General features: G+C 67.8%; 16 protein-coding genes. 9 read left to right on the plus strand and 7 right to left on the minus strand.

Annotated elements, in window-relative coordinates:
• Window positions 1-205 precede the first annotated feature (205 nt).
• The 5 genes from AC07X5_RS15925 to AC07X5_RS15945 form a co-directional block, all read right to left on the minus strand.
• Window positions 206-973 (minus strand): class II glutamine amidotransferase, encoded by a 768-nt coding sequence (locus AC07X5_RS15925; protein ID WP_409959890.1) that lies wholly within the window; start codon window positions 971-973, stop codon window positions 206-208.
• Between the two features lie 20 nt (window positions 974-993).
• Window positions 994-2,484, minus strand: a complete 1,491-nt coding sequence (locus AC07X5_RS15930) for a DHA2 family efflux MFS transporter permease subunit (RefSeq protein WP_494770964.1) — start codon at window positions 2,482-2,484, stop codon at window positions 994-996.
• Between the two features lie 27 nt (window positions 2,485-2,511).
• Window positions 2,512-2,700, minus strand: a complete 189-nt coding sequence (locus AC07X5_RS15935; RefSeq protein WP_012202595.1) for a 4-oxalocrotonate tautomerase — start codon at window positions 2,698-2,700, stop codon at window positions 2,512-2,514.
• A gap of 64 nt (window positions 2,701-2,764) precedes the next feature.
• Window positions 2,765-3,052 carry a cysteine-rich CWC family protein gene (locus AC07X5_RS15940; RefSeq protein WP_494770965.1) on the minus strand — a complete coding sequence of 96 codons (288 nt, stop codon included), beginning with the start codon at window positions 3,050-3,052 and terminating at the stop codon, window positions 2,765-2,767.
• 172 nt (window positions 3,053-3,224) lie between these two features.
• Window positions 3,225-5,435: a malate synthase G gene (locus tag AC07X5_RS15945; protein ID WP_494770966.1), complete on the minus strand. Its 2,211-nt coding sequence runs from the start codon at window positions 5,433-5,435 to the stop codon at window positions 3,225-3,227.
• A 168-nt stretch (window positions 5,436-5,603) separates the two neighbouring features.
• On the opposite strand from AC07X5_RS15945, the gene AC07X5_RS15950 reads away from it, so the two are divergent.
• Complete coding sequence (locus AC07X5_RS15950; RefSeq protein ID WP_494770967.1) at window positions 5,604-6,536, plus strand: LysR family transcriptional regulator; 933 nt, start codon at window positions 5,604-5,606, stop codon at window positions 6,534-6,536.
• Window positions 6,537-6,589: 53 nt separating this feature from the next.
• A complete protein-coding gene (locus AC07X5_RS15955; RefSeq protein WP_494770968.1) occupies window positions 6,590-7,234 on the plus strand; it encodes a LuxR C-terminal-related transcriptional regulator in 645 nt (214 codons plus the stop codon).
• Between the two features lie 9 nt (window positions 7,235-7,243).
• On the opposite strand, the gene AC07X5_RS15960 is transcribed toward AC07X5_RS15955, so the two are convergent.
• The gene (locus AC07X5_RS15960) at window positions 7,244-9,916 is read right to left on the minus strand and encodes a hybrid sensor histidine kinase/response regulator (RefSeq protein WP_494770969.1); all 2,673 of its coding nucleotides are present in this window, start codon (window positions 9,914-9,916) and stop codon (window positions 7,244-7,246) included.
• Between the two features lie 267 nt (window positions 9,917-10,183).
• Between AC07X5_RS15960 and AC07X5_RS15965 the strand changes: the two genes are divergently transcribed.
• Window positions 10,184-11,539, plus strand: a complete 1,356-nt coding sequence (locus tag AC07X5_RS15965; RefSeq protein ID WP_494770970.1) for a dicarboxylate/amino acid:cation symporter — start codon at window positions 10,184-10,186, stop codon at window positions 11,537-11,539.
• A 180-nt stretch (window positions 11,540-11,719) separates the two neighbouring features.
• Window positions 11,720-12,166: a DUF2214 family protein gene (locus tag AC07X5_RS15970; RefSeq protein ID WP_409959874.1), complete on the plus strand. Its 447-nt coding sequence runs from the start codon at window positions 11,720-11,722 to the stop codon at window positions 12,164-12,166.
• A 78-nt stretch (window positions 12,167-12,244) separates the two neighbouring features.
• Here AC07X5_RS15970 and AC07X5_RS15975 read toward each other — a convergent pair whose 3' ends face one another.
• The gene (locus tag AC07X5_RS15975) at window positions 12,245-12,568 is read right to left on the minus strand and encodes a PsiF family protein (protein WP_409959872.1); all 324 of its coding nucleotides are present in this window, start codon (window positions 12,566-12,568) and stop codon (window positions 12,245-12,247) included.
• A 214-nt stretch (window positions 12,569-12,782) separates the two neighbouring features.
• Between AC07X5_RS15975 and argS the strand changes: the two genes are divergently transcribed.
• The 5 genes from argS (at window position 12,783) to lptB (ending at window position 17,453) form a co-directional block, all read left to right on the plus strand.
• Complete coding sequence (gene argS, locus AC07X5_RS15980) at window positions 12,783-14,492, plus strand: arginine--tRNA ligase (protein WP_494770971.1); 1,710 nt, start codon at window positions 12,783-12,785, stop codon at window positions 14,490-14,492.
• Window positions 14,493-14,508: 16 nt separating this feature from the next.
• Entirely contained in the window at window positions 14,509-15,183 is a 675-nt protein-coding gene (locus tag AC07X5_RS15985; protein ID WP_494770972.1) for an SPOR domain-containing protein, read from the plus strand.
• 73 nt (window positions 15,184-15,256) lie between these two features.
• A complete protein-coding gene (locus AC07X5_RS15990) occupies window positions 15,257-15,913 on the plus strand; it encodes a thiol:disulfide interchange protein DsbA/DsbL (RefSeq protein WP_494770973.1) in 657 nt (218 codons plus the stop codon).
• A 110-nt stretch (window positions 15,914-16,023) separates the two neighbouring features.
• Window positions 16,024-16,674, plus strand: a complete 651-nt coding sequence (gene lptA, locus AC07X5_RS15995; RefSeq protein ID WP_494770974.1) for a lipopolysaccharide transport periplasmic protein LptA — start codon at window positions 16,024-16,026, stop codon at window positions 16,672-16,674.
• 11 nt (window positions 16,675-16,685) lie between these two features.
• The gene (lptB, locus tag AC07X5_RS16000; RefSeq protein WP_409959862.1) at window positions 16,686-17,453 is read left to right on the plus strand and encodes an LPS export ABC transporter ATP-binding protein; all 768 of its coding nucleotides are present in this window, start codon (window positions 16,686-16,688) and stop codon (window positions 17,451-17,453) included.
• The last annotated feature ends 23 nt before the right edge of the window (window positions 17,454-17,476 follow it).

Below are 17,476 nucleotides of genomic sequence, written 5' to 3' on the forward strand. Positions count from 1 at the left end.
CCCGTGTGAAAGTAGGTCATCGTCAGGCTCTTACAGCCCTCAAAACCCCTCAGTTCGTTTGAACTGAGGGGTTTTGTTTTTGGGGTGCTAAAACCGTGCCTCACCCGTGCCCGTGCTCGTGCTCGTGCTCGCAAACAAGGGGCCGCAGCCCCTTTTCAGATGATATTGGACGCAGCACCCGCGTCCCGCCACTACCTGCCGGTGGTCAGCAGCCTTGGCGCTGCCCATCCACGAAGACCAGCAGCTCGCCTTTGCCGAAGGCAGTCCACTCCTCATTGACCGTGAGCGGGGCCGTGACGACGATGGCCACGCGGTCGCTGGCGGTGGTCTGGGTGGCGAAGTCGATGCGCACGTCCTCGTCGGACAGTTGCGCTTCGCTGAACGGGTGCTTGCGCTCGATGTAGTACAGGTTGGTGGACGCATGGGCCCACAGCGCCTGCCCATTGGAGAGCAGGAAGTTGAAGGTGCCGTGCGGCGCGATGCGCGCGGCCAGTTCCTTCAGGGTGATCGTCAGCTCGGCAATGCTGGGCACGCTGGCATGGGACTTGGCCAGCTCCTGCATGATCCAGCAGAACGCATGCTCGCTGTCGGTATCGCCTACCGGGTGGAAATGCGCATGCAGGCGCGGGCGAAAATCCTTGAGGTCGCCGTTGTGCGCGAACACCCAGTAGCGCCCCCACAGCTCGCGCACGAAGGGATGGCAGTTCTGCAGGCTCACCAGGCCCTGCGTGGCCTTGCGGATGTGGGCGATGACGTTGCGGCTCTTGATGGGGTAGCGGCGTATCAGCTCGGCCACCGGCGAATCCACGGCCGGCAGGTGGTCCACGAAATGCCGCAGGCCCCGGTCCTCGAAGAAGGCGATGCCCCAGCCATCGGCATGGTCCCCCGTGTTGCCCCCGCGCTGCGCAAACCCCGTGAAGCTGAAGGTCACGTCCGTCGGGGTGTTGCAGTTCATTCCAAGCAATTGGCACATGCCTGCAAGGATACCGGACCTCAGCCGGGCGGGTCGGATTCCGGTCGCGCAGCGGTAGGCGCCTGGCGCAGTTGCCACGCAGCCACCATGGCCAGTGCACACAGGGCGGTCAACATCAGAAAGGTCTCGCCAAAGGCCGCGATGCGCGCCGGGTTGCTGACCCCCGTGGCCAGGGACGCACCATGCGCCCCCATGCGCCACTCCAGCACGATGCCGCACAGGCTCACCCCGGCTGCGCCACCGAGCATGCGCAGGAAGCCGATGGTGCTGGAGCCTTGCGAGATCAGCGACTTGTCCAGCGGCCGCATGGCGCCCAGGTTCAGCGAGGGCAGGATGAAGCCCAGGCCGATGCGGCCGAGGATGGCGAACACCACCAGCATCCACAGCGGAGACCCCAGGCCCACCACCACCATGAGGCCGAAGGACAGCGCCAGCAGCGCCAGGCCAATGCTCACCAGCAGGTGCGTGGGCTGGCGGTCGGCCAGGCGGCCCACCATGGCGATGGTGATGGCCAGTACAAAGCCTGCCGGCAGCATGATGGTGCCCACGTGCGAGGCCGACAGCTGCAAGCCCAACTGCATGAACACCGGCAGCAGGTAGGTCGAGCCGAACAGCGCCGTGCCGTAGATGAAGGCCACGACGCTGCCCATGGCGAACTGCCGGTACTGGAACAGGCGCAGGTCCATCAGCGGCTTGCGCCCCTGCAGGATCTGCCGGCGCTGCCAGCCGATGAACAGGCCCGTGGCCACGACTGCCCCTGCCAGGAGCATGATGGCCTCGGGCAGGGTGCCGCCATGCAGTGCGACAAGGCCATTGAGCAGGCACAGCGTGCCCACCGTGCCCAGTGCGAGGCCGCGCCAGTCCAGGGCCTCGCCGTTGCGGTTGGCGGCCACGCCGCCCGGTGCGGTGACCGGTACGAACTTGTAGGCCAGCCAGATCGAGGCCAGGCACAGCGGCACTACCATGAAGAAGATCGAGCGCCAGCCGAACCAATCGACCAGCAGGCCGCCGATGCTGGGGCCGATGGCTGGTGCCAGGACCACGCCCATGCCGAAGACACCGCTGGCGCGGCCCTGCTCGTGGGGTTGGAAGGCGTAGAGAATGATCACGGCGGGAATGGGCTGCACCACCCCGGCGGCCAGGCCCTCGGCTACGCGCGCCACCAGCACCAGGCCGAAATCGCGCGCCAGCCCGCCGCCGATGCCGCCCGCCAGCAGCAGCAGCATGGCGCCGACATAGGTGGCGCGGTAGCCATAGCGCGACAGCAGCCAGGGCGTGGTCAGCATGGAGACCGTGGTCGCCACCATGAAGCCCGAGGTCACCCACTGGGCGCGCTCCTGCCCCAGGGTGAAATAGTGGCTCATGTCCGGAATCGCCACATTCACGATGGTCGAGGACATGATCGACGCCATCGTGCCCACCATCACCGAGAGCAGCAGCAGCCAGCGGTAGCGCTCGCCATGGCGTTCGCGCAGGGCGGCGAGGGAGCCGGAAGAGGGCTGTGCGCTCATGGGTCTGGCAGGCGTCTCAGCGGGCCATCAGCTCCGCTCGGACCACAGCTTGCCGCCGGTGGCCCAGTTCTCGCGCTTGATGTCGGTGATCAGGATGTCCACCGATTCGGGCGAACCGCCCAGCACCTCGACGGAGACACGGGTGATCTCTTCGACGAGCTTGCGCTTTTGTTCGACGGTACGGCCTTCCATCATTTCGACGTGGTAAGTGGGCATGCGGGACTCCTGAAGCTAGTGCAAAGACAAAAACGGACCACGAGGGACCGCGGGAAAGGGGAAATCATATCGGCGCCGGACCCGCCGCCACGCCCTCCCGGCTGTCTGGTACCGGCCGCGGCTGCGCACACAGGGGGCAGATGCACACCTTGCCGCGGGCCGCCACCGGGATCTGGGCCAGGGCCTCGGGTGCCACCGGGGTGGCCATGCACCAGCAGGTTTCTGGTGCCTGCCCAGCCGCCATGGCGCATTGGTTTGCCTGCCCGCACAAGGGGCACTGCAAGGCGGAGGACGTCGGTGGGGCGGTCATCATGGGGCGGGCGCTGCGGGGCGCACCCTGCACGGGCGCCATGCTCGCGGCGCGCTCGCCCCATTGTGCCGCCTCTTGGAGCCAGGGGCCAGGGTGAGGGCCTTTGCACCGCGGCCAGAGGACAAAAAAACGGCACCCGGAGGTGCCGCTGGAGGAGGAAGGATCCGGGGGATCGATCCATCTGTGCAGGGGAGGGGCCGCTCGAACCCGGGCGTCAGGCTGCGGCCTTGAGCTTCAGGCGCCAGGCGTGCAGCAGCGGCTCGGTGTAGCCGCTGGGCTGGGCCATGCCCTTGAAGACCAGGTCGCAGGCGGCCTGGTAGGCCATGCTGGTGCCGAAGCGGCCGGCCATGGGCTGGTACAGCGGGTCGCCGGCGTTCTGGCCGTCCACCACGGCGGCCATGCGTTCGAAGGTCTCCTTGACCTGGGCCTCGGTCACCACGCCATGGCGCAGCCAGTTGGCCATGTGCTGGCTGCTGATGCGCAGCGTGGCGCGGTCTTCCATCAGGCCCACGTTGTGGATGTCGGGCACCTTGGAGCAGCCCACGCCCTGGTCGACCCAGCGCACCACATAGCCCAGGATGCCCTGGGCGTTGTTGTCCAGCTCCTGCTGCTTCTCGGCATCGGTCCAGTTGGGGGTGGCCGTCACGGGCACGGTGAGCAGGCCGGTCAGCAGGTTGTCGCGCTCGGCGTTCACATCGGTCTTTTCCAGGCCGATCTGGATCTCGGCCACGTTGACCTGGTGGTAGTGCAGCGCGTGCAGCGTGGCACCCGTGGGGCTGGGCACCCAGGCGGTGTTGGCGCCGGCCTTGGGGTGGGCGATCTTCTGTTTCAGCATCTCGGCCATCAGGTCGGGCATGGCCCACATGCCCTTGCCGATCTGCGCCTTGCCGCGCAGCCCGCAGGACAGGCCCACGAGCACGTTGTTCTTCTCGTACGACTGGATCCAGGCGCTGGTCTTCATGTCGCCCTTGCGGATCATGGGGCCGGCCAGCATGGCGGTGTGCATCTCGTCGCCGGTGCGGTCCAGGAAGCCGGTGTTGATGAAGGCCACGCGGCTGGCGGCCGCGGCGATGCAGGCCTTGAGGTTCACGCTGGTGCGGCGCTCCTCGTCCATGATGCCCAGCTTCACGGTGTCGGCGGGCAGGCCCAGCAACTGCTCAACGCGGCCGAACAGATCGCTGGCAAAGCCGACCTCGGCGGGGCCGTGCATCTTGGGCTTGACGATGTAGACGCTGCCCTTGCGCGAGTTGCGAATGCCGTTGGCGCCGTGGCCTTGCAGGTCGTGCAGGGCAATGGTGGTCGTGACCACGGCGTCCATGATGCCTTCGGGGATCTCGCGCTCCTTGCCCTGGGCGTCGGTGTACAGGATGGCCGGGTTGGTCATCAGGTGGCCCACATTGCGCAGGAACATCAGCGAGCGGCCATGCAGGCGCACGCCACCGGCCTTGCCGTCGGGGGCCGTGTAGACGCGGTCGGGGTTCAGGCCGCGTGTGATGGTCTTGCCGCCCTTGGCGACCTGCTCGGTCAGCGTGGCCTGGATGATGCCCAGCCAGTTGCTGTAGCCCAGCACCTTGTCTTCGGCATCCACAGCGGCGACGGAGTCTTCCAGGTCGAGAATCGTGGACAGCGCCGCTTCCAGCACCAGGTCGCTCACGCCGGCAGCGTCGCTCTGGCCGATGGGGGTGCTGCGGTTGATCTGGATGTCGAGGTGCAGGCCATTGTGCTGCAGCAGCACGGACGAAGGGGCCGCCGCATCGCCCTGGTAGCCCTTGAACTGCGAGGCGTCCTTGAGGCCGGTGCTGCTGCCGTTGGCCAGCGAGATCACCAACTGGCCGCCTTCGACGCGGTAGCCGGTCGAGTCCTTGTGCGAGCCGCTGGCCAGGGGGGCCGTGTCGTCCAGCACCTGGCGCGCGAACGCGATCACCTTGGCGCCGCGCACGGGGTTGTAGCCCTTGCCCTTCTCGGCGCCATCGGTTTCGGGGATGGCATCGGTGCCATACAGCGCGTCGTACAGGCTGCCCCAGCGGGCATTGGCGGCGTTCAGGGCGTAGCGTGCATTGAGGATGGGCACCACCAGCTGCGGGCCGGCCTGGGTGGCCAGCTCGTCGTCGACGTTGGCGGTGGTGGCCTGCACGTCGGTGGGCTGGGGCACCAGGTAGCCGATCTTTTCCAGGAAGCCACGGTAAGCCACCATGTCCGTGATGGGGCCGGGGTTGGCCTGGTGCCAGGTATCGAGCTCGGTCTGCAGGCGGTCGCGCTCGGCCAGCAGGGCGATGTTGCGCGGTGCCAGATCGGCCACGATGGCGTCGAAGCCCTTCCAGAACGCAGCGCTGTCCACGCCGGTGCCGGGCAGCACCTTGTCTTCGACAAAGCGGAACAGGGACGTGGCCACTTGCAGGCCATGGATGGTGGTGCGGTCGGTCATGGGAGTGCCTTGGGCGTTGGATGTGAAAAAAGAAAGGGCCCGCCACTGCAGGCCATGGGCACACTGTATTGCAAATGTTTGTCGATATAAATATGCTCAAAAGCTGGAAACCAATGACTTTTATGCAAAAGTAAAGCCCTCGCCGGCCCTATTCTTCCGGACTCCGCCATGGACAAGCTCAAGGCCTTTGAATCCTTTGTCTCGGTCGCTACGCGCGGCAGCCTCACCGCAGCCGCCAAGGCCGAAGGCGTCGCGCCGGCCATCATGGGCCGCCGGCTCGACGCGCTCGAAGAGCACCTGGGCGTCAAGCTCCTGGTGCGCACCACGCGGCGCATCAGCCTCACGCACGAGGGCAGCGCGTTTTTGGAGGACTGCCAGCGCCTGCTGTCCGACGTGGCCAACGCCGAGGCCAGCGTGTCCGAAGGCGGCGTCAAGGCCACGGGCCACCTGCGCATCACGGCCCCTGCGGGCTTTGGCCGGCGTCATGTGGCGCCCCTGGTGCCGCGCTTTCGCGCCGAACATCCGGACGTAACCATTTCGCTCAACCTCAGCGACCGGGTGGTCGACCTGGCGGGCGAAGGCTTCGACTGCGCCGTGCGCGTGGGCGACCTGCCCGATTCGTCCCTGGTCAGCGTGCGCATTGCCGACAACCGGCGCCTGTGCGTGGCCACGCCCGGCTACCTCAAGCACCACCCGGCGCCGCGCCACCCGGGCGAGCTGCCCTCGCACGATTGCCTGACCCTGTCGAGCGAAGCCTCGCAGACGCGCGGCTGGGCCTTTCGCATGCCGGTCGAGGGCGGCGGCACCGAGGTCGTGCACCTCAAGCCCGGCGGGCCGCTCGACTGCTCCGACGGGCAGGTGCTGCACGACTGGTGCCTGGCCGGTTACGGCATTGCCTGGCGCAGCACCTGGGAGGTGGAGGCCGAGATCGCCGCCGGCCGCCTGGTGGAGGTGCTGGCGGACTTTGCGGCCCCGCCCAACGGCATCTACGTGGTCTTTCCGCAGCGCAAGCACATGCCGCTGCGCGTGCGGCTGTGGATCGACTTCCTCAAGCACCACTATGCGCAGCCGGCCTTCTGGCGCGGCATGCCGGCCCCCTGACCAGGGCCTTGCGCCTGGATGCCCGTCCCAGGCCATGGCAGACTGCACATCCCATGTCCGAGCCCACGCTCCTGGTCGCTGACGACCACCCCCTGTTCCGCACCGCCGTGCTGCATGTGCTGCGCGAACGCCTGCCCCAGTTCCGCACGCTGGAGGCCGCCAGCGCGGCCACCTTGGGCACGGCGCTGCAGGAGCACCCCGAGGTGGAGCTGGTGCTGCTGGACCTGAGCATGCCCGGCGCGCGCGGCTTCTCGGCCCTGCTGCACGTGCGTGGCGAGTACCCGGAGCTGCCGGTAGTGATCATCTCGTCCAACGACCACCCGCGCGTGATCCGCCGGGCCCAGCAATTCGGTGCCGTGGGTTTCATCCCCAAGTCCGCGCCGGCCGAGGCCATGGGCGCGGCCATCGAGGCCGTGCTCGCTGGCGACAGCTGGTTCCCGCCCATGGCGGCCGAGCGCTCCGAGGCCGATGCCCAACTCGCTGCCCGCCTGGCGCAGCTCACGCCCCAGCAGTTCCGCGTGCTGCTGTGCCTGGCCGATGGCCTGCTCAACAAGCAGATCGCGGGCGAACTGGGCCTTGCCGAGAACACCGTCAAGGTGCATGTCACGGCCATCCTGAAGAAGCTCGCCTGCCACAGCCGCACCCAGGCGGCGGTGCTGGTCAAGAGCCTGGAGACGGAAGACGCGGCCTCGGCCTGATGCCCCTGCTCATCCCTCTCGCAGGCGCAGCAGCGTCTGGCTCATGAGCGCCCGCAGCGCGGGCGCACGCACCGGCTTGGCCAGAAAGCCCCAGCCGCGCTCGGCCGCCTGGCGCCGCAGCGTGGCGTCGCGCTCGGCCGTCACCAGGATCACGGCGGGCGACTGCCCCCAGCGCTGGCACAGCGCGGCATAGACGTCCGGCCCATGGTGGCCGGCCCCCAGGTTCACGTCCAGCAGCACCAGCTGGGGTGCCCCGCCGGGCCGGGCCTGGTCCAGCGCCTCGGGCGCGCCGCCGGCCAGGGGCACCTGGCAGCCCCAGCGTTCCAGCAGCGCCCGGGTGGCGGTGCAGGTCGGGCCATCGTCCTCGATCACCCAGGCGCTGCTGCCGTGCAGCGGCGCGTCGTCGGGGTTCTGCTGCGCGGCCGCAGGTGCCGGGGCTGGGTGCACGGCGGCCGCATCGCCCAGGGGTACGCAGACCCAGAACACGCTGCCGCGCCCGAGCTGCGAGCGCAGCCCGATGGGGTGGCCCAGCAGGCGGCCCAGGCGCTCCACGATGGCCAGGCCCAGCCCCGCGCCCCGGTCGTCGGCGCGGCCCTCGTCCAGCCGGCGAAACTCCTCGAAGATCTCGCGCTGCAGCGCCTCGGGAATGCCCGGCCCCTGGTCGTGCACCTCGATGCGCAGCTGGCTGTCCCCCATGCGCCGGCAGCCCACCACGATGCGCCCGCGCCGGCTGTAGCGGATGGCGTTGGAGACGAAGTTCTGCAGGATGCGGCGCAGCAGGTTCTCGTCGGTGCGCACCACCTGGCGCGTGGGCACGCAATGGAGCGTGAGGCCCTGGCTCTCGGCCAGTACGCCGAAGTTGTGCGCCAGCACCTGCAGCAAGGGCCCCAGGGCCACGTCGTGGATACGCACCTCGAGCTGGCCCGACTCCATGCGCGAGATGTCGAGCAGGCTGTTGAGGATGGCATCCTGCGCAGCCAGGGCCCCGTCGATGCTGTCGGCCGCATGCCGGCCGGCATCGTCGTGCAGGTGGCTGCGCAGCAGCGAGGTGAACATGCGTGCGGCATTCAGCGGCTGCAGCAGGTCATGCACGGCCGCCGCGACGAAGCGGGTCTTGTAGCGATTGGCCTGCTCGGCCTCGCGCCGGGCTGCGTCCAGGTCGCGGGTGCGGTCGGCCACGCGCTGCTCCAGCGCATCGGCCAGCGAACGCAGCTCGCGCGCGGCGTTCTTGTAGCTGGTGATGTCGGCATAGCTCGTCACGAAGCCGCCCTCGGGCAGCGGGTTGCCGCGGATCTCCAGCACCGTGCCGTCGCCCTTGGCGCTTTCGTGCAGGTGGGGCAGGCCGCTGCGCAGGTGCGACAGGCGCCGCTCGATGGACTCCTCCACCGGCCCCGCGCCCAGCAGGCCGCGGCGGGCGTTGTGGCGCAGCAGGTCCTCGATGGGCCGGCCCACCTGCATCAGGTCGGCGGGGTAGCGGAACAGCTGCACATAGCGCGAGTTCCAGGCCACGAGGTTCAGGCCGGCGTCGATGATGACCACGCCCTGGGGCAGGTGCTCCAGGCTGCGCGACAGGCCCGTGTCGGTCTGTTGCGCTGCCTGTTGCGCCGCCTGCACGATGCCGTCCTGCGCGGTGCGCAGCTCCTGCGCGTGCTGCTGCAGCACGGTCTCCAGCTCCTGCCGGCTGCGCTGGCGCAGGTTCGCCAGGCGCTGGCGCTGGCGCACGAACAGCACGAGCAAAGCCAGCGCCAGCCAGCCGCCCCCGCCGGCCGCTGCCGCCCAGCGGCTGTCGGCCACGCTGCTGTGGGTTGCGTGCACCAGGTGCAGCTGCCACGGGGTGCCAGGCAAAGGCTGGGTCTGCCACAGCAGGCGACCGGGCGGGCCTGGCAGGTCGGGCGTCTGCATGCGTACCAGGCGTCCGCCGTTGTCCATGTGCTCGTCCACCCGGTAGGTGAGCGGGCGCAGCGGCTGGTCCGAGTACTGCCGAGTGGCGGCCAGCTCGCGCCGTTCGGCGTCGGACAGGGGTTCGAGCAACCGGTAGCGCCAGGCATCCTGGCTGGCCAAAAACACCACACCATGCGCGTCGGACGCGAGCACGATGTCCTCGGTCTGCAGCCATTCACGCTCCAGCTCCTGCAGCGCAATCTTGATCACCACCAGGCCCAGCGGCTCGCCCTTGCCGTCGCGGATGGCCTGCGACAGGAAATAGCCGGGCTCGCCCGTCGTCACCCCGATGCCGTAGAAGCTGCCGCTGCCCTGGGCCAGGGCCTGCTGGACATAGGGGCGAAAGCTGTAGTCCACGCCCACGTTGCTGGTGGCGCTGCGCCAGTTGCTGGCGGCCACGGCCAGGCCGTCCCGGTTGATCAGGGTCAGGGTGGAGGACTGGCTGGCGCCATTGGCGCGCTCCAGCTTGCGGTTGAGCCCATCCACCTCGGACGGGCTTTGCGGCCGGCTCAGCGCCTCGTACAGCTGCGCGTCCAGCGCCAGCACCTCGGGCAGGGTGCGGTAGCGGTCGATGCGCTGGCTGAGCGTCTGCCCGTACAGGGCCAACTGGCGCTGCACGCTGTCACTTTCTTCGTGGAGCGAATGCTGCCAGGCCCATTGCCCGGCCACGAACATGCTGGCCGCCATGCCGGTGAGCAGGATGAGCACGGTCCAGAACTTGCGGCGGTGGGGCAGGGGCATGGCAGGGGCGGGGACTGGTGTCCGCAGGCGGTTGTCAGTGCGCGGTCGGCAGGGAGAGAACGGTCGCACGCACCGGCGCGGTGCGCATGGGAGTGTGCCGCAGCTTCCCTCGGGATAAGTATTTCCACTAGGGTCCGCGGGCGTTCTCCCTATGGCGGCGCCAGCGACTACTACCAATTAGCTATCTGCTGAAACGGCGTGCAGCGGTACAAACGGCAGCCTCGACGCACCCCGGTGGTGCGGTTCCCGTGACTTCTGGAGTCCCCCATGCACGCCATTCCTGCCCAGGCCGCCCAACCGGTGCGTTTGCCTTTCTACCGCCAACTGTATTTCCAGGTGGTGATCGCCATTGTCCTGGGCGTGCTGCTGGGCCACTTCGAGCCCGCCTATGGCGAGGCACTCAAGCCGCTGGGCGATGCCTTCATCAAGCTGGTGAAGATGATCATTGCCCCGGTGATCTTTTTGACCATCGTCACCGGCATCGCGGGCATGTCGCAGCTGTCCACCGTGGGCCGCGTGTTCGGCAAGGCCATGGCGTACTTCCTGTTCTTCTCCACGCTGGCGCTCATCGTCGGCCTGGTGGTGGCCAACGTGGTGCAGCCCGGTGCGGGCATGAACATCAACCCGGCCGACCTGGACCAGACGGCCGTGAAGACCTACGTGGCCAAGTCGCACGAGATGACGCTCACCGGCTTTGCCATGGACATCATCCCCAAGACCCTGGTCAGCCCCTTCGTGGGCGACAACATCCTGCAGGTGCTGCTGGTGGCCGTGCTCTTCGGCATCGGCCTGGCCATGGTGGGCGAGGCCGGCCGCCCGGTGCAGAACTTCCTCGAAGCGCTGACCAGCCCGGTGTTCAAGGTCGTGGCCCTGGTGATGAAGGCCGCGCCCCTGGGCGCCTTCGGCGCCATGGCCTTCACCATCGGCAAGTTCGGCCTGGGTTCGCTGGTCAACCTGGCCTGGCTGGTGGGCTCGTTCTACATCACCTCGCTGCTCTTCGTGCTGGTGGTGCTGGGCTTCGTGTCGCGCCTGTGCGGCTTCTCGGTGCTCAAGCTGTGCCGCTACCTCAAGGCCGAGCTGATGCTGGTGCTGGGCACCTCGTCCTCCGAATCGGCCCTGCCCTCGCTGATGGAAAAGATGGAAAAGGCCGGCTGCAGCAAGTCGGTGGTTGGCCTGGTGGTGCCCACGGGCTACTCCTTCAATCTGGACGGCACCAACATCTACATGACCCTGGCCGCGCTGTTCATCGCCCAGGCCACCAACACCGAGCTGACGCTGGGCCACCAGGTCGCCCTGCTGCTCGTGGCCATGCTCAGCTCCAAGGGCGCGGCCGGCGTCACGGGCGCGGGCTTCATCACCCTGGCCGCCACCCTGGCCGTGGTGCCCGAGGTGCCCGTGGCCGGCATGGCGCTGATCCTGGGCGTGGACCGCTTCATGAGCGAATGCCGCTCGCTGACCAACTTCATCGGCAATGCGGTGGCCACCGTGGTGGTTTCGCGCTGGGAGAACGCGCTCGACTACTGCCGCCTGACCGCTGCGCTCGACGGCCACCCGCTGCCGGAAGAGGCAATCCCCATGTCAGCACCTGTGGTGCCGGCCGCCGTGGCGCGCACGGCCGCCTGATCGCTGGCAGGCCCCGTTGCCGGGCCATGGTTTTGCAAGATGGGGCATGCCTGCACGGGCAGCCCCTTTTTTGCATGCAACCGCCGGCCCAGGGACCGGTCAGGAAGGGCGCCTACTCATGCCGGGCCGTTCCTCGCGCACAATCGCCGCGAAACTACCCAACCCAAAAAAGGACCCGCGATGACCCTCGAAGCCGTACTGGCCGCCCTGCACATAGTGGCCATCCTGACCCTGGTGGTGTTCCTGTCGAGCCAGGCCGCGCTGTGCCGCATCGAATGGCTCAATGCCGCCGTGGTGGAGCGTCTGGCGCGGCTGGACGCGATCTACGGTGCATCGGCCATGGTGCTGGTCGCCACGGGGCTGGCGCGCGTGTTCTGGGGCGTCAAGGGCCTGTCCTGGTATATCTCCCAGCCCATGTTCCACATCAAGATCACGCTGGTGGTGGCCATCGCCATCCTGTCCATCTTTCCGACCATCGCTTTCCGGCGCTGGCTGCGCCAGCTGCGCGCCGACGGCTCCCTGCCCGATGCGCGCGAAGTGACCCGGGTGCGCCGCCTGGTGATGGTCCAGGCCCACGTGATTCCAGTGGTCGCTGTCATTGCGGTGTTCTGGGCCCGGGGCTGGTAGGCAACAAAAGAAAACCCGCCGGGCGGATCCACCGGGCGGGTTGGCGTGGTGAGCGGGCGAACTGCTGCGCTCAGCGACTCACTTCTTCAGGCATTCGCTCATGAAGGCCTTGCGCTCGTCGCCCTTCTTGCCAGCGGCTTCGGCGTTGCAGGTCTTCATCTTGTCCTGCTGGGTGGCAGGCTTGTTGGACAGGCAGGTCTTCATGAAGGCCTTGCGCTCGTCACCCTTCTTGTCGCCTGCTTCGGCATTGCAGGTGGCCATCTTGTTCTGCTGCTTGGTGGGGGCTGCGGCCGAGGCGGCTGCTGCGGGCGCGGAAGCCTTGGCAGCAGGGGCATCGGCAGCGTGCGCTGCGCCGAACGAAAGGACCAGGCTCATGGCCGTCAGGGAGAGAAGCTTTTTCATGATGTAGTGCTCCGGTGGTAAGGGCGTCCAGTGCGCAATCCGCATCGGACTGCCCGATTACAACGTACGGCCCCCCGGCGGCGCTGACAGCGCGTGCCGGCCGCCAGGAATGTTTGCAATCTGTTGCGCCTGCGCAGCGCTTCGGATTCGCAGGGGGTTGCGTGCGCAAGACACCTTCTCGGGGCGGTCATGGCCCGCCCCGTAAAATCCCCGGATGCTCTCTGTCAAACACGATCTGCTGGCCGCGCTCGCGGCCGAGCTGGACACCCTGTCCCCTGGCGCGGGCGCCAAGGCGGCCTTCGAATCCCCCAAGGTGGCTGCGCATGGCGATTTCGCCTGCACGGCCGCCATGCAGCTGGCCAAGCCGCTCAAGCTCAATCCGCGCGCGCTGGGCGAGCAGCTCAAGGCCGCGCTCGAAGCCACGCCCGCCTTCACGCGCTGGGTGGATGCCATCGAGATCGCCGGCCCCGGCTTCCTGAACATCCGCTTGAAGCCCGCGGCCAAGCAGGAGGTGGTGCGCGAGGTGCTGTCCGCCGGCGAGCGCTTCGGCTACCAGGCCGACCGCGGTGCCAAGGTGCTGGTCGAATTCGTCTCGGCCAACCCCACGGGCCCGCTGCATGTTGGCCATGGCCGCCAGGCCGCTCTGGGCGATGCCATCTGCAACCTGTTCGCCACGCAGGGCTGGAATGTGCACCGCGAGTTCTACTACAACGACGCGGGCGTGCAGATCCAGACGCTGACCCACAGCACCCAGCTGCGCGCCAAGGGCTTCAAGCCCGGTGACGAGTGCTGGCCTACCGACCCCGACAACCCGGCCAGCAAGGCCTTCTACAACGGCGACTACATCCAGGACATCGCCAACGACTTCCTGGCGAAGAAGACCGTCAAGGCCGACGACCGCGAGTACACGGCCAGCGGCGACGTGGACGACGTGGAGTCGATCCGCCAGTTCGCCGTGGCCTACCTGCGCAACGAGCAGGACAAGGACCTGCAGGCCTTCAACCTGAAGTTCGACGAGTACTACCTGGAATCGAGCCTGTACACCAGCGGCCGCGTCGAGGCTGCCGTGGGCAAGCTGGTGGCCAACGGCAAGACCTACGAACAGGACGGCGCCCTCTGGCTCAAGAGCACGGACTACGGTGACGACAAGGACCGTGTGATGCGCAAGAAGGACGGTAGCTACACCTACTTCGTACCCGACGTGGCCTACCACATCGCCAAGTGGGAGCGCGGCTACACCAAGGTCGTCAACATCCAGGGCACGGACCACCACGGCACCATCGCGCGCGTGCGCGCCGGGCTGCAGGCGGCCGAAGTGGGCATTCCACAGGGCTATCCCGACTATGTGCTGCACACCATGGTGCGCGTGGTCAAGGGCGGCGAAGAAGTCAAGATCAGCAAGCGCGCGGGCAGCTACGTGACCCTGCGCGACCTGATCGAATGGACCAGCAAGGATGCGGTGCGCTTCTTCCTGCTCAGCCGCAAGCCCGACACCGAGTACACCTTCGACGTGGACCTGGCCGTGGCGCAGAACAACGACAACCCGGTGTACTACGTGCAGTATGCGCATGCGCGCATCTGCTCGGTGCTGCGCAGCTGGGCCGAGCAGGGCGGCGGTGACGTGGCCTCGCTCCAGGGCGTGGACCTGTCCGCCCTGGAAGGCCCGCAGGCCCAGGCGCTGATGCTGCAGCTGGCCAAGTACCCCGAGATGCTGACCGCCGCCGCCGATGGCGAGGCACCGCACGACGTCACTTTCTATCTGCGCGACCTGGCCGCCAGCTACCACAGCTACTACGATGCCGAGCGCATCTTGGTGGACGACGAGGCCGTCAAGCGTGCGCGCCTGGCCCTCGTCGCCGCCACCGCGCAGGTACTGCACAATGGCCTGGCTGTGCTGGGTGTATCGGCCCCGGCCCGAATGTAAGCAAGCAACCACTACCATGAAGAACAAGCAACTGGGCGGAACCATCATCGGCTTTATCGTGGGCGTGATCTTCGGCCTGGGGGCCGCGCTGGCGGTCGCCGTGTACGTGACCAAGGTGCCCGTGCCCTTTCTGAACAAGGGCGGCGCACGCGGCACCGAGCAGGATGCCGCCGAAGCGCAGAAGAACAAGAACTGGGACCCCAACTCGCCGCTGTACGGCAAGAACCCGGCGCGCCCGCCCGCAGCTGCGGCTTCGGCACCTGCCACGGCGGGGGTGGCCCCGGCGCCCGCGCCCACCGCATCGGCACCGGCCGTGGCTGCGGCCACCGACCCGCGTGCTGCCGCATCGTCGGCCAAGCCGGCCGCAGCGGCTGCCGCCAAACCCGGCAGTGCCGACCCACTGGGTGACCTGGCGGCCGCCAAGGCCGCTGCCGCGCCCGGCAACAGCGCCGACCCGTTCGATTATTTCGTGCAGGCCGGTGCCTTCCGCACCCAGGCCGATGCCGATGCGCAGCGTGCCAAGCTGGCCATGCTGGGCTGGGAGGCCCGCGTGAGCGAGCGCGAGCAGAATGGCCGCACGGTGTTCCGCGTGCGTGTCGGCCCCTTCACCAAGCGTGACGATGCTGCCCAGCTCAAGGACAAGCTCGACACCACCGGGGTCGAGTCGGCCCTGGTGCGCGTGCAGCGCTGAGTGCAGGCCTGCCTGAACTTTTTCCGGGGGCGTGGCTCACACCCCCACACCCGACCCTAGGAGAGTCACTTTCATGAAACGCCGCGAGTTTTCCCTGTCCGCCGCTACTGCAGTGGCTGCATCTGCCCTGACCCTGCCTGTGGCCGCCCCCGCGCTTGCGCAGCCGCGCCAGTTCAAGGAGGGCAAGGACTACCGCAAGCTCGACAAGCCCGTCACGCCCGACGCGCCGGCGGGCAAGGTCGATGTGATCGAATTCTTCTGGTATGCCTGCCCCCATTGCAATGCCTTCGAGCCCACGCTCGAGGCCTGGATCAAGTCCGCCCCCAAGGACCTGAGCATCCGCCGCATCCCTGTGGCCTTCAACGCCAGCTTCGTGCCCCTGCAGAAACTGTATTTCACGCTCGAAGGCATGGGCAAGGTCGCTGACCTGCATGCCAAGGTCTTCCGCGCCATCCACGTCGAGAAGGTCAAGCTCGCCAAGGACGATGAAATCATGGCCTGGGTCGCCACCCAGGGCGTGGACGTGGCCAAGTTCAAGGAAATCTACACCTCGTTCACCGTGTCCAACCAGGTGCGCCGTGCATCGCAGCTGCAGGATTCCTACGGGGTGGAAGGCGTGCCTTCGATGGGTGTGGCCGGCCGCTTCTACACCGATGGCACCATGGCCGGCAGCATGCCGGTGGTGCTGCAGGTGGTGGAGCACCTGGTGGGCACGGTCCGCAAAGCCTGACCGCTTGCTGGCAGGACTGGTTTCTGCATGTGCCAAAAGCCCGCATCCGCGGGCTTTTTTCATGGTGTGTCTCCACGGGTGGCTACAATTATCTGCAAGATTCGTGCCCTATGAACTACCGCATCCTCCCGATCCTCCTCCTCTCGGCCCTGGCTGTTGTCCAGACTGCGGCCCATGCCGAAAAGGCCGACCGCAACAAGCCCATGAACATCGAGGCCGACGCGTTGCGGCACGATGAGCTCAAGCAGACCAGCGTGTTCACCGGCCGGGTGGTCATGACCAAGGGCACCATCGTGCTGCGTGGCGCGCGCCTGGACGTGCGCCAGGACGCCGATGGCTACCAGTTCGGCGTGGTCACCGCGGAGCCGGGCAAGCGTGCCTTCTTCCGGCAAAAGCGTGACACGTTGCCGGGCGCGCCCGACGAGTTCATCGAAGGCGAGAGCGAGGTCATCGAGTACGACGGCCGTGCCGACAACGTGAAGTTCATCACCCGTGCCGAGCTGCGGCGCTTCCGTGAATCCACGCTGACCGACGAGATCACCGGGCAGGTCATCGTCTACAACAACCTGACCGATGTGTTCACCGTGGATGCCAAGCCGCGCAGCGGCAACAATGCCGCAGGCGATGCCCAGGCGCCCGGCGGCCGCGTGCGCGCCATCCTGTCGCCCAAGGAAACCCCGGCCGGTGCCGCGGCTCCGGCCGCGCCGGCCTCCGGCACCACCCTGCGCCCCAGCAGCACCCTCGGCGGCGGCGCCAAGTGAGCGAGGCTGCCGTGAACACCGTCGCCGCGTCCCCGGCGGAAAGCCGGCTGGAGGTGCACCACCTCGAAAAGTCCTACGGCAGCCGCAAGGTCGTCAAGGACGTGTCGCTGGTCGTGCAAAAAGGCGAAGTCGTGGGGCTCCTGGGCCCCAACGGCGCGGGCAAGACCACCTCGTTCTACATGATCGTGGGCCTGGTGCGCAGCGATGCAGGTGACATCCGCATCGATGGCCATTCGGTGGCCCACATGCCCATCCACCGGCGCTCGCGCCTGGGCCTGTCCTACCTGCCGCAGGAAGCCTCGATCTTCCGCAAGCTCACGGTCGAGGAGAACGTGCGCGCCGTGCTGGAGCTGCAGCGCGGTGACGATGGCCAGCCGCTGTCGCGTGCGCTGATCGAGGAGCGCCTCACGGCCCTGCTGAACGAGCTGCGCGTGGAGCACCTGCGCGCCTCGCCCGCGCTCGCCCTGTCTGGTGGCGAGCGCCGCCGGGTGGAGATCGCCCGCGCGCTGGCCACGCAGCCGCGCTTCATCCTGCTCGACGAGCCCTTTGCCGGCATCGACCCCATTGCGGTGATCGAGATCCAGCGCATCATCGGCTTCCTCAAGGCCCGCGGCATCGGCGTGCTCATCACCGACCACAACGTGCGCGAGACGCTGGGCATCTGCGACCACGCCTTCATCATCAGCGACGGCCACGTGCTGGCCCAGGGCACCCCCTCCGAAATCGTCGACAACGCCGAAGTGCGCCGGGTGTACCTGGGTGAACACTTCCGCATGTAGCAGACCGATGGACTGTACGTTTG

It is taken from the genome of Acidovorax sp. GW458-11-26-14-TSB4, from assembly GCF_059423865.1.

Excerpts from the sequence above, each read along its gene's own strand:
- AC07X5_RS15925 (WP_409959890.1), bottom strand. The coding sequence starts at position 973 with ATGTGCCAATTGCTTGGAATGAACTGCAACACCCCGACGGACGTGACC.
- AC07X5_RS15930 (WP_494770964.1), bottom strand. The coding sequence starts at position 2,484 with ATGAGCGCACAGCCCTCTTCCGGCTCCCTCGCCGCCCTGCGCGAACGC.
- AC07X5_RS15935 (WP_012202595.1), bottom strand. The coding sequence starts at position 2,700 with ATGCCCACTTACCACGTCGAAATGATGGAAGGCCGTACCGTCGAACAA.
- AC07X5_RS15940 (WP_494770965.1), bottom strand. The coding sequence starts at position 3,052 with ATGGCGCCCGTGCAGGGTGCGCCCCGCAGCGCCCGCCCCATGATGACC.
- AC07X5_RS15945 (WP_494770966.1), bottom strand. The coding sequence starts at position 5,435 with ATGACCGACCGCACCACCATCCATGGCCTGCAAGTGGCCACGTCCCTG.
- AC07X5_RS15950 (WP_494770967.1), top strand. The coding sequence starts at position 5,604 with ATGGACAAGCTCAAGGCCTTTGAATCCTTTGTCTCGGTCGCTACGCGC.
- AC07X5_RS15955 (WP_494770968.1), top strand. The coding sequence starts at position 6,590 with ATGTCCGAGCCCACGCTCCTGGTCGCTGACGACCACCCCCTGTTCCGC.
- AC07X5_RS15960 (WP_494770969.1), bottom strand. The coding sequence starts at position 9,916 with ATGCCCCTGCCCCACCGCCGCAAGTTCTGGACCGTGCTCATCCTGCTC.
- AC07X5_RS15965 (WP_494770970.1), top strand. The coding sequence starts at position 10,184 with ATGCACGCCATTCCTGCCCAGGCCGCCCAACCGGTGCGTTTGCCTTTC.
- AC07X5_RS15970 (WP_409959874.1), top strand. The coding sequence starts at position 11,720 with ATGACCCTCGAAGCCGTACTGGCCGCCCTGCACATAGTGGCCATCCTG.
- AC07X5_RS15975 (WP_409959872.1), bottom strand. The coding sequence starts at position 12,568 with ATGAAAAAGCTTCTCTCCCTGACGGCCATGAGCCTGGTCCTTTCGTTC.
- argS (WP_494770971.1), top strand. The coding sequence starts at position 12,783 with ATGCTCTCTGTCAAACACGATCTGCTGGCCGCGCTCGCGGCCGAGCTG.
- AC07X5_RS15985 (WP_494770972.1), top strand. The coding sequence starts at position 14,509 with ATGAAGAACAAGCAACTGGGCGGAACCATCATCGGCTTTATCGTGGGC.
- AC07X5_RS15990 (WP_494770973.1), top strand. The coding sequence starts at position 15,257 with ATGAAACGCCGCGAGTTTTCCCTGTCCGCCGCTACTGCAGTGGCTGCA.
- lptA (WP_494770974.1), top strand. The coding sequence starts at position 16,024 with ATGAACTACCGCATCCTCCCGATCCTCCTCCTCTCGGCCCTGGCTGTT.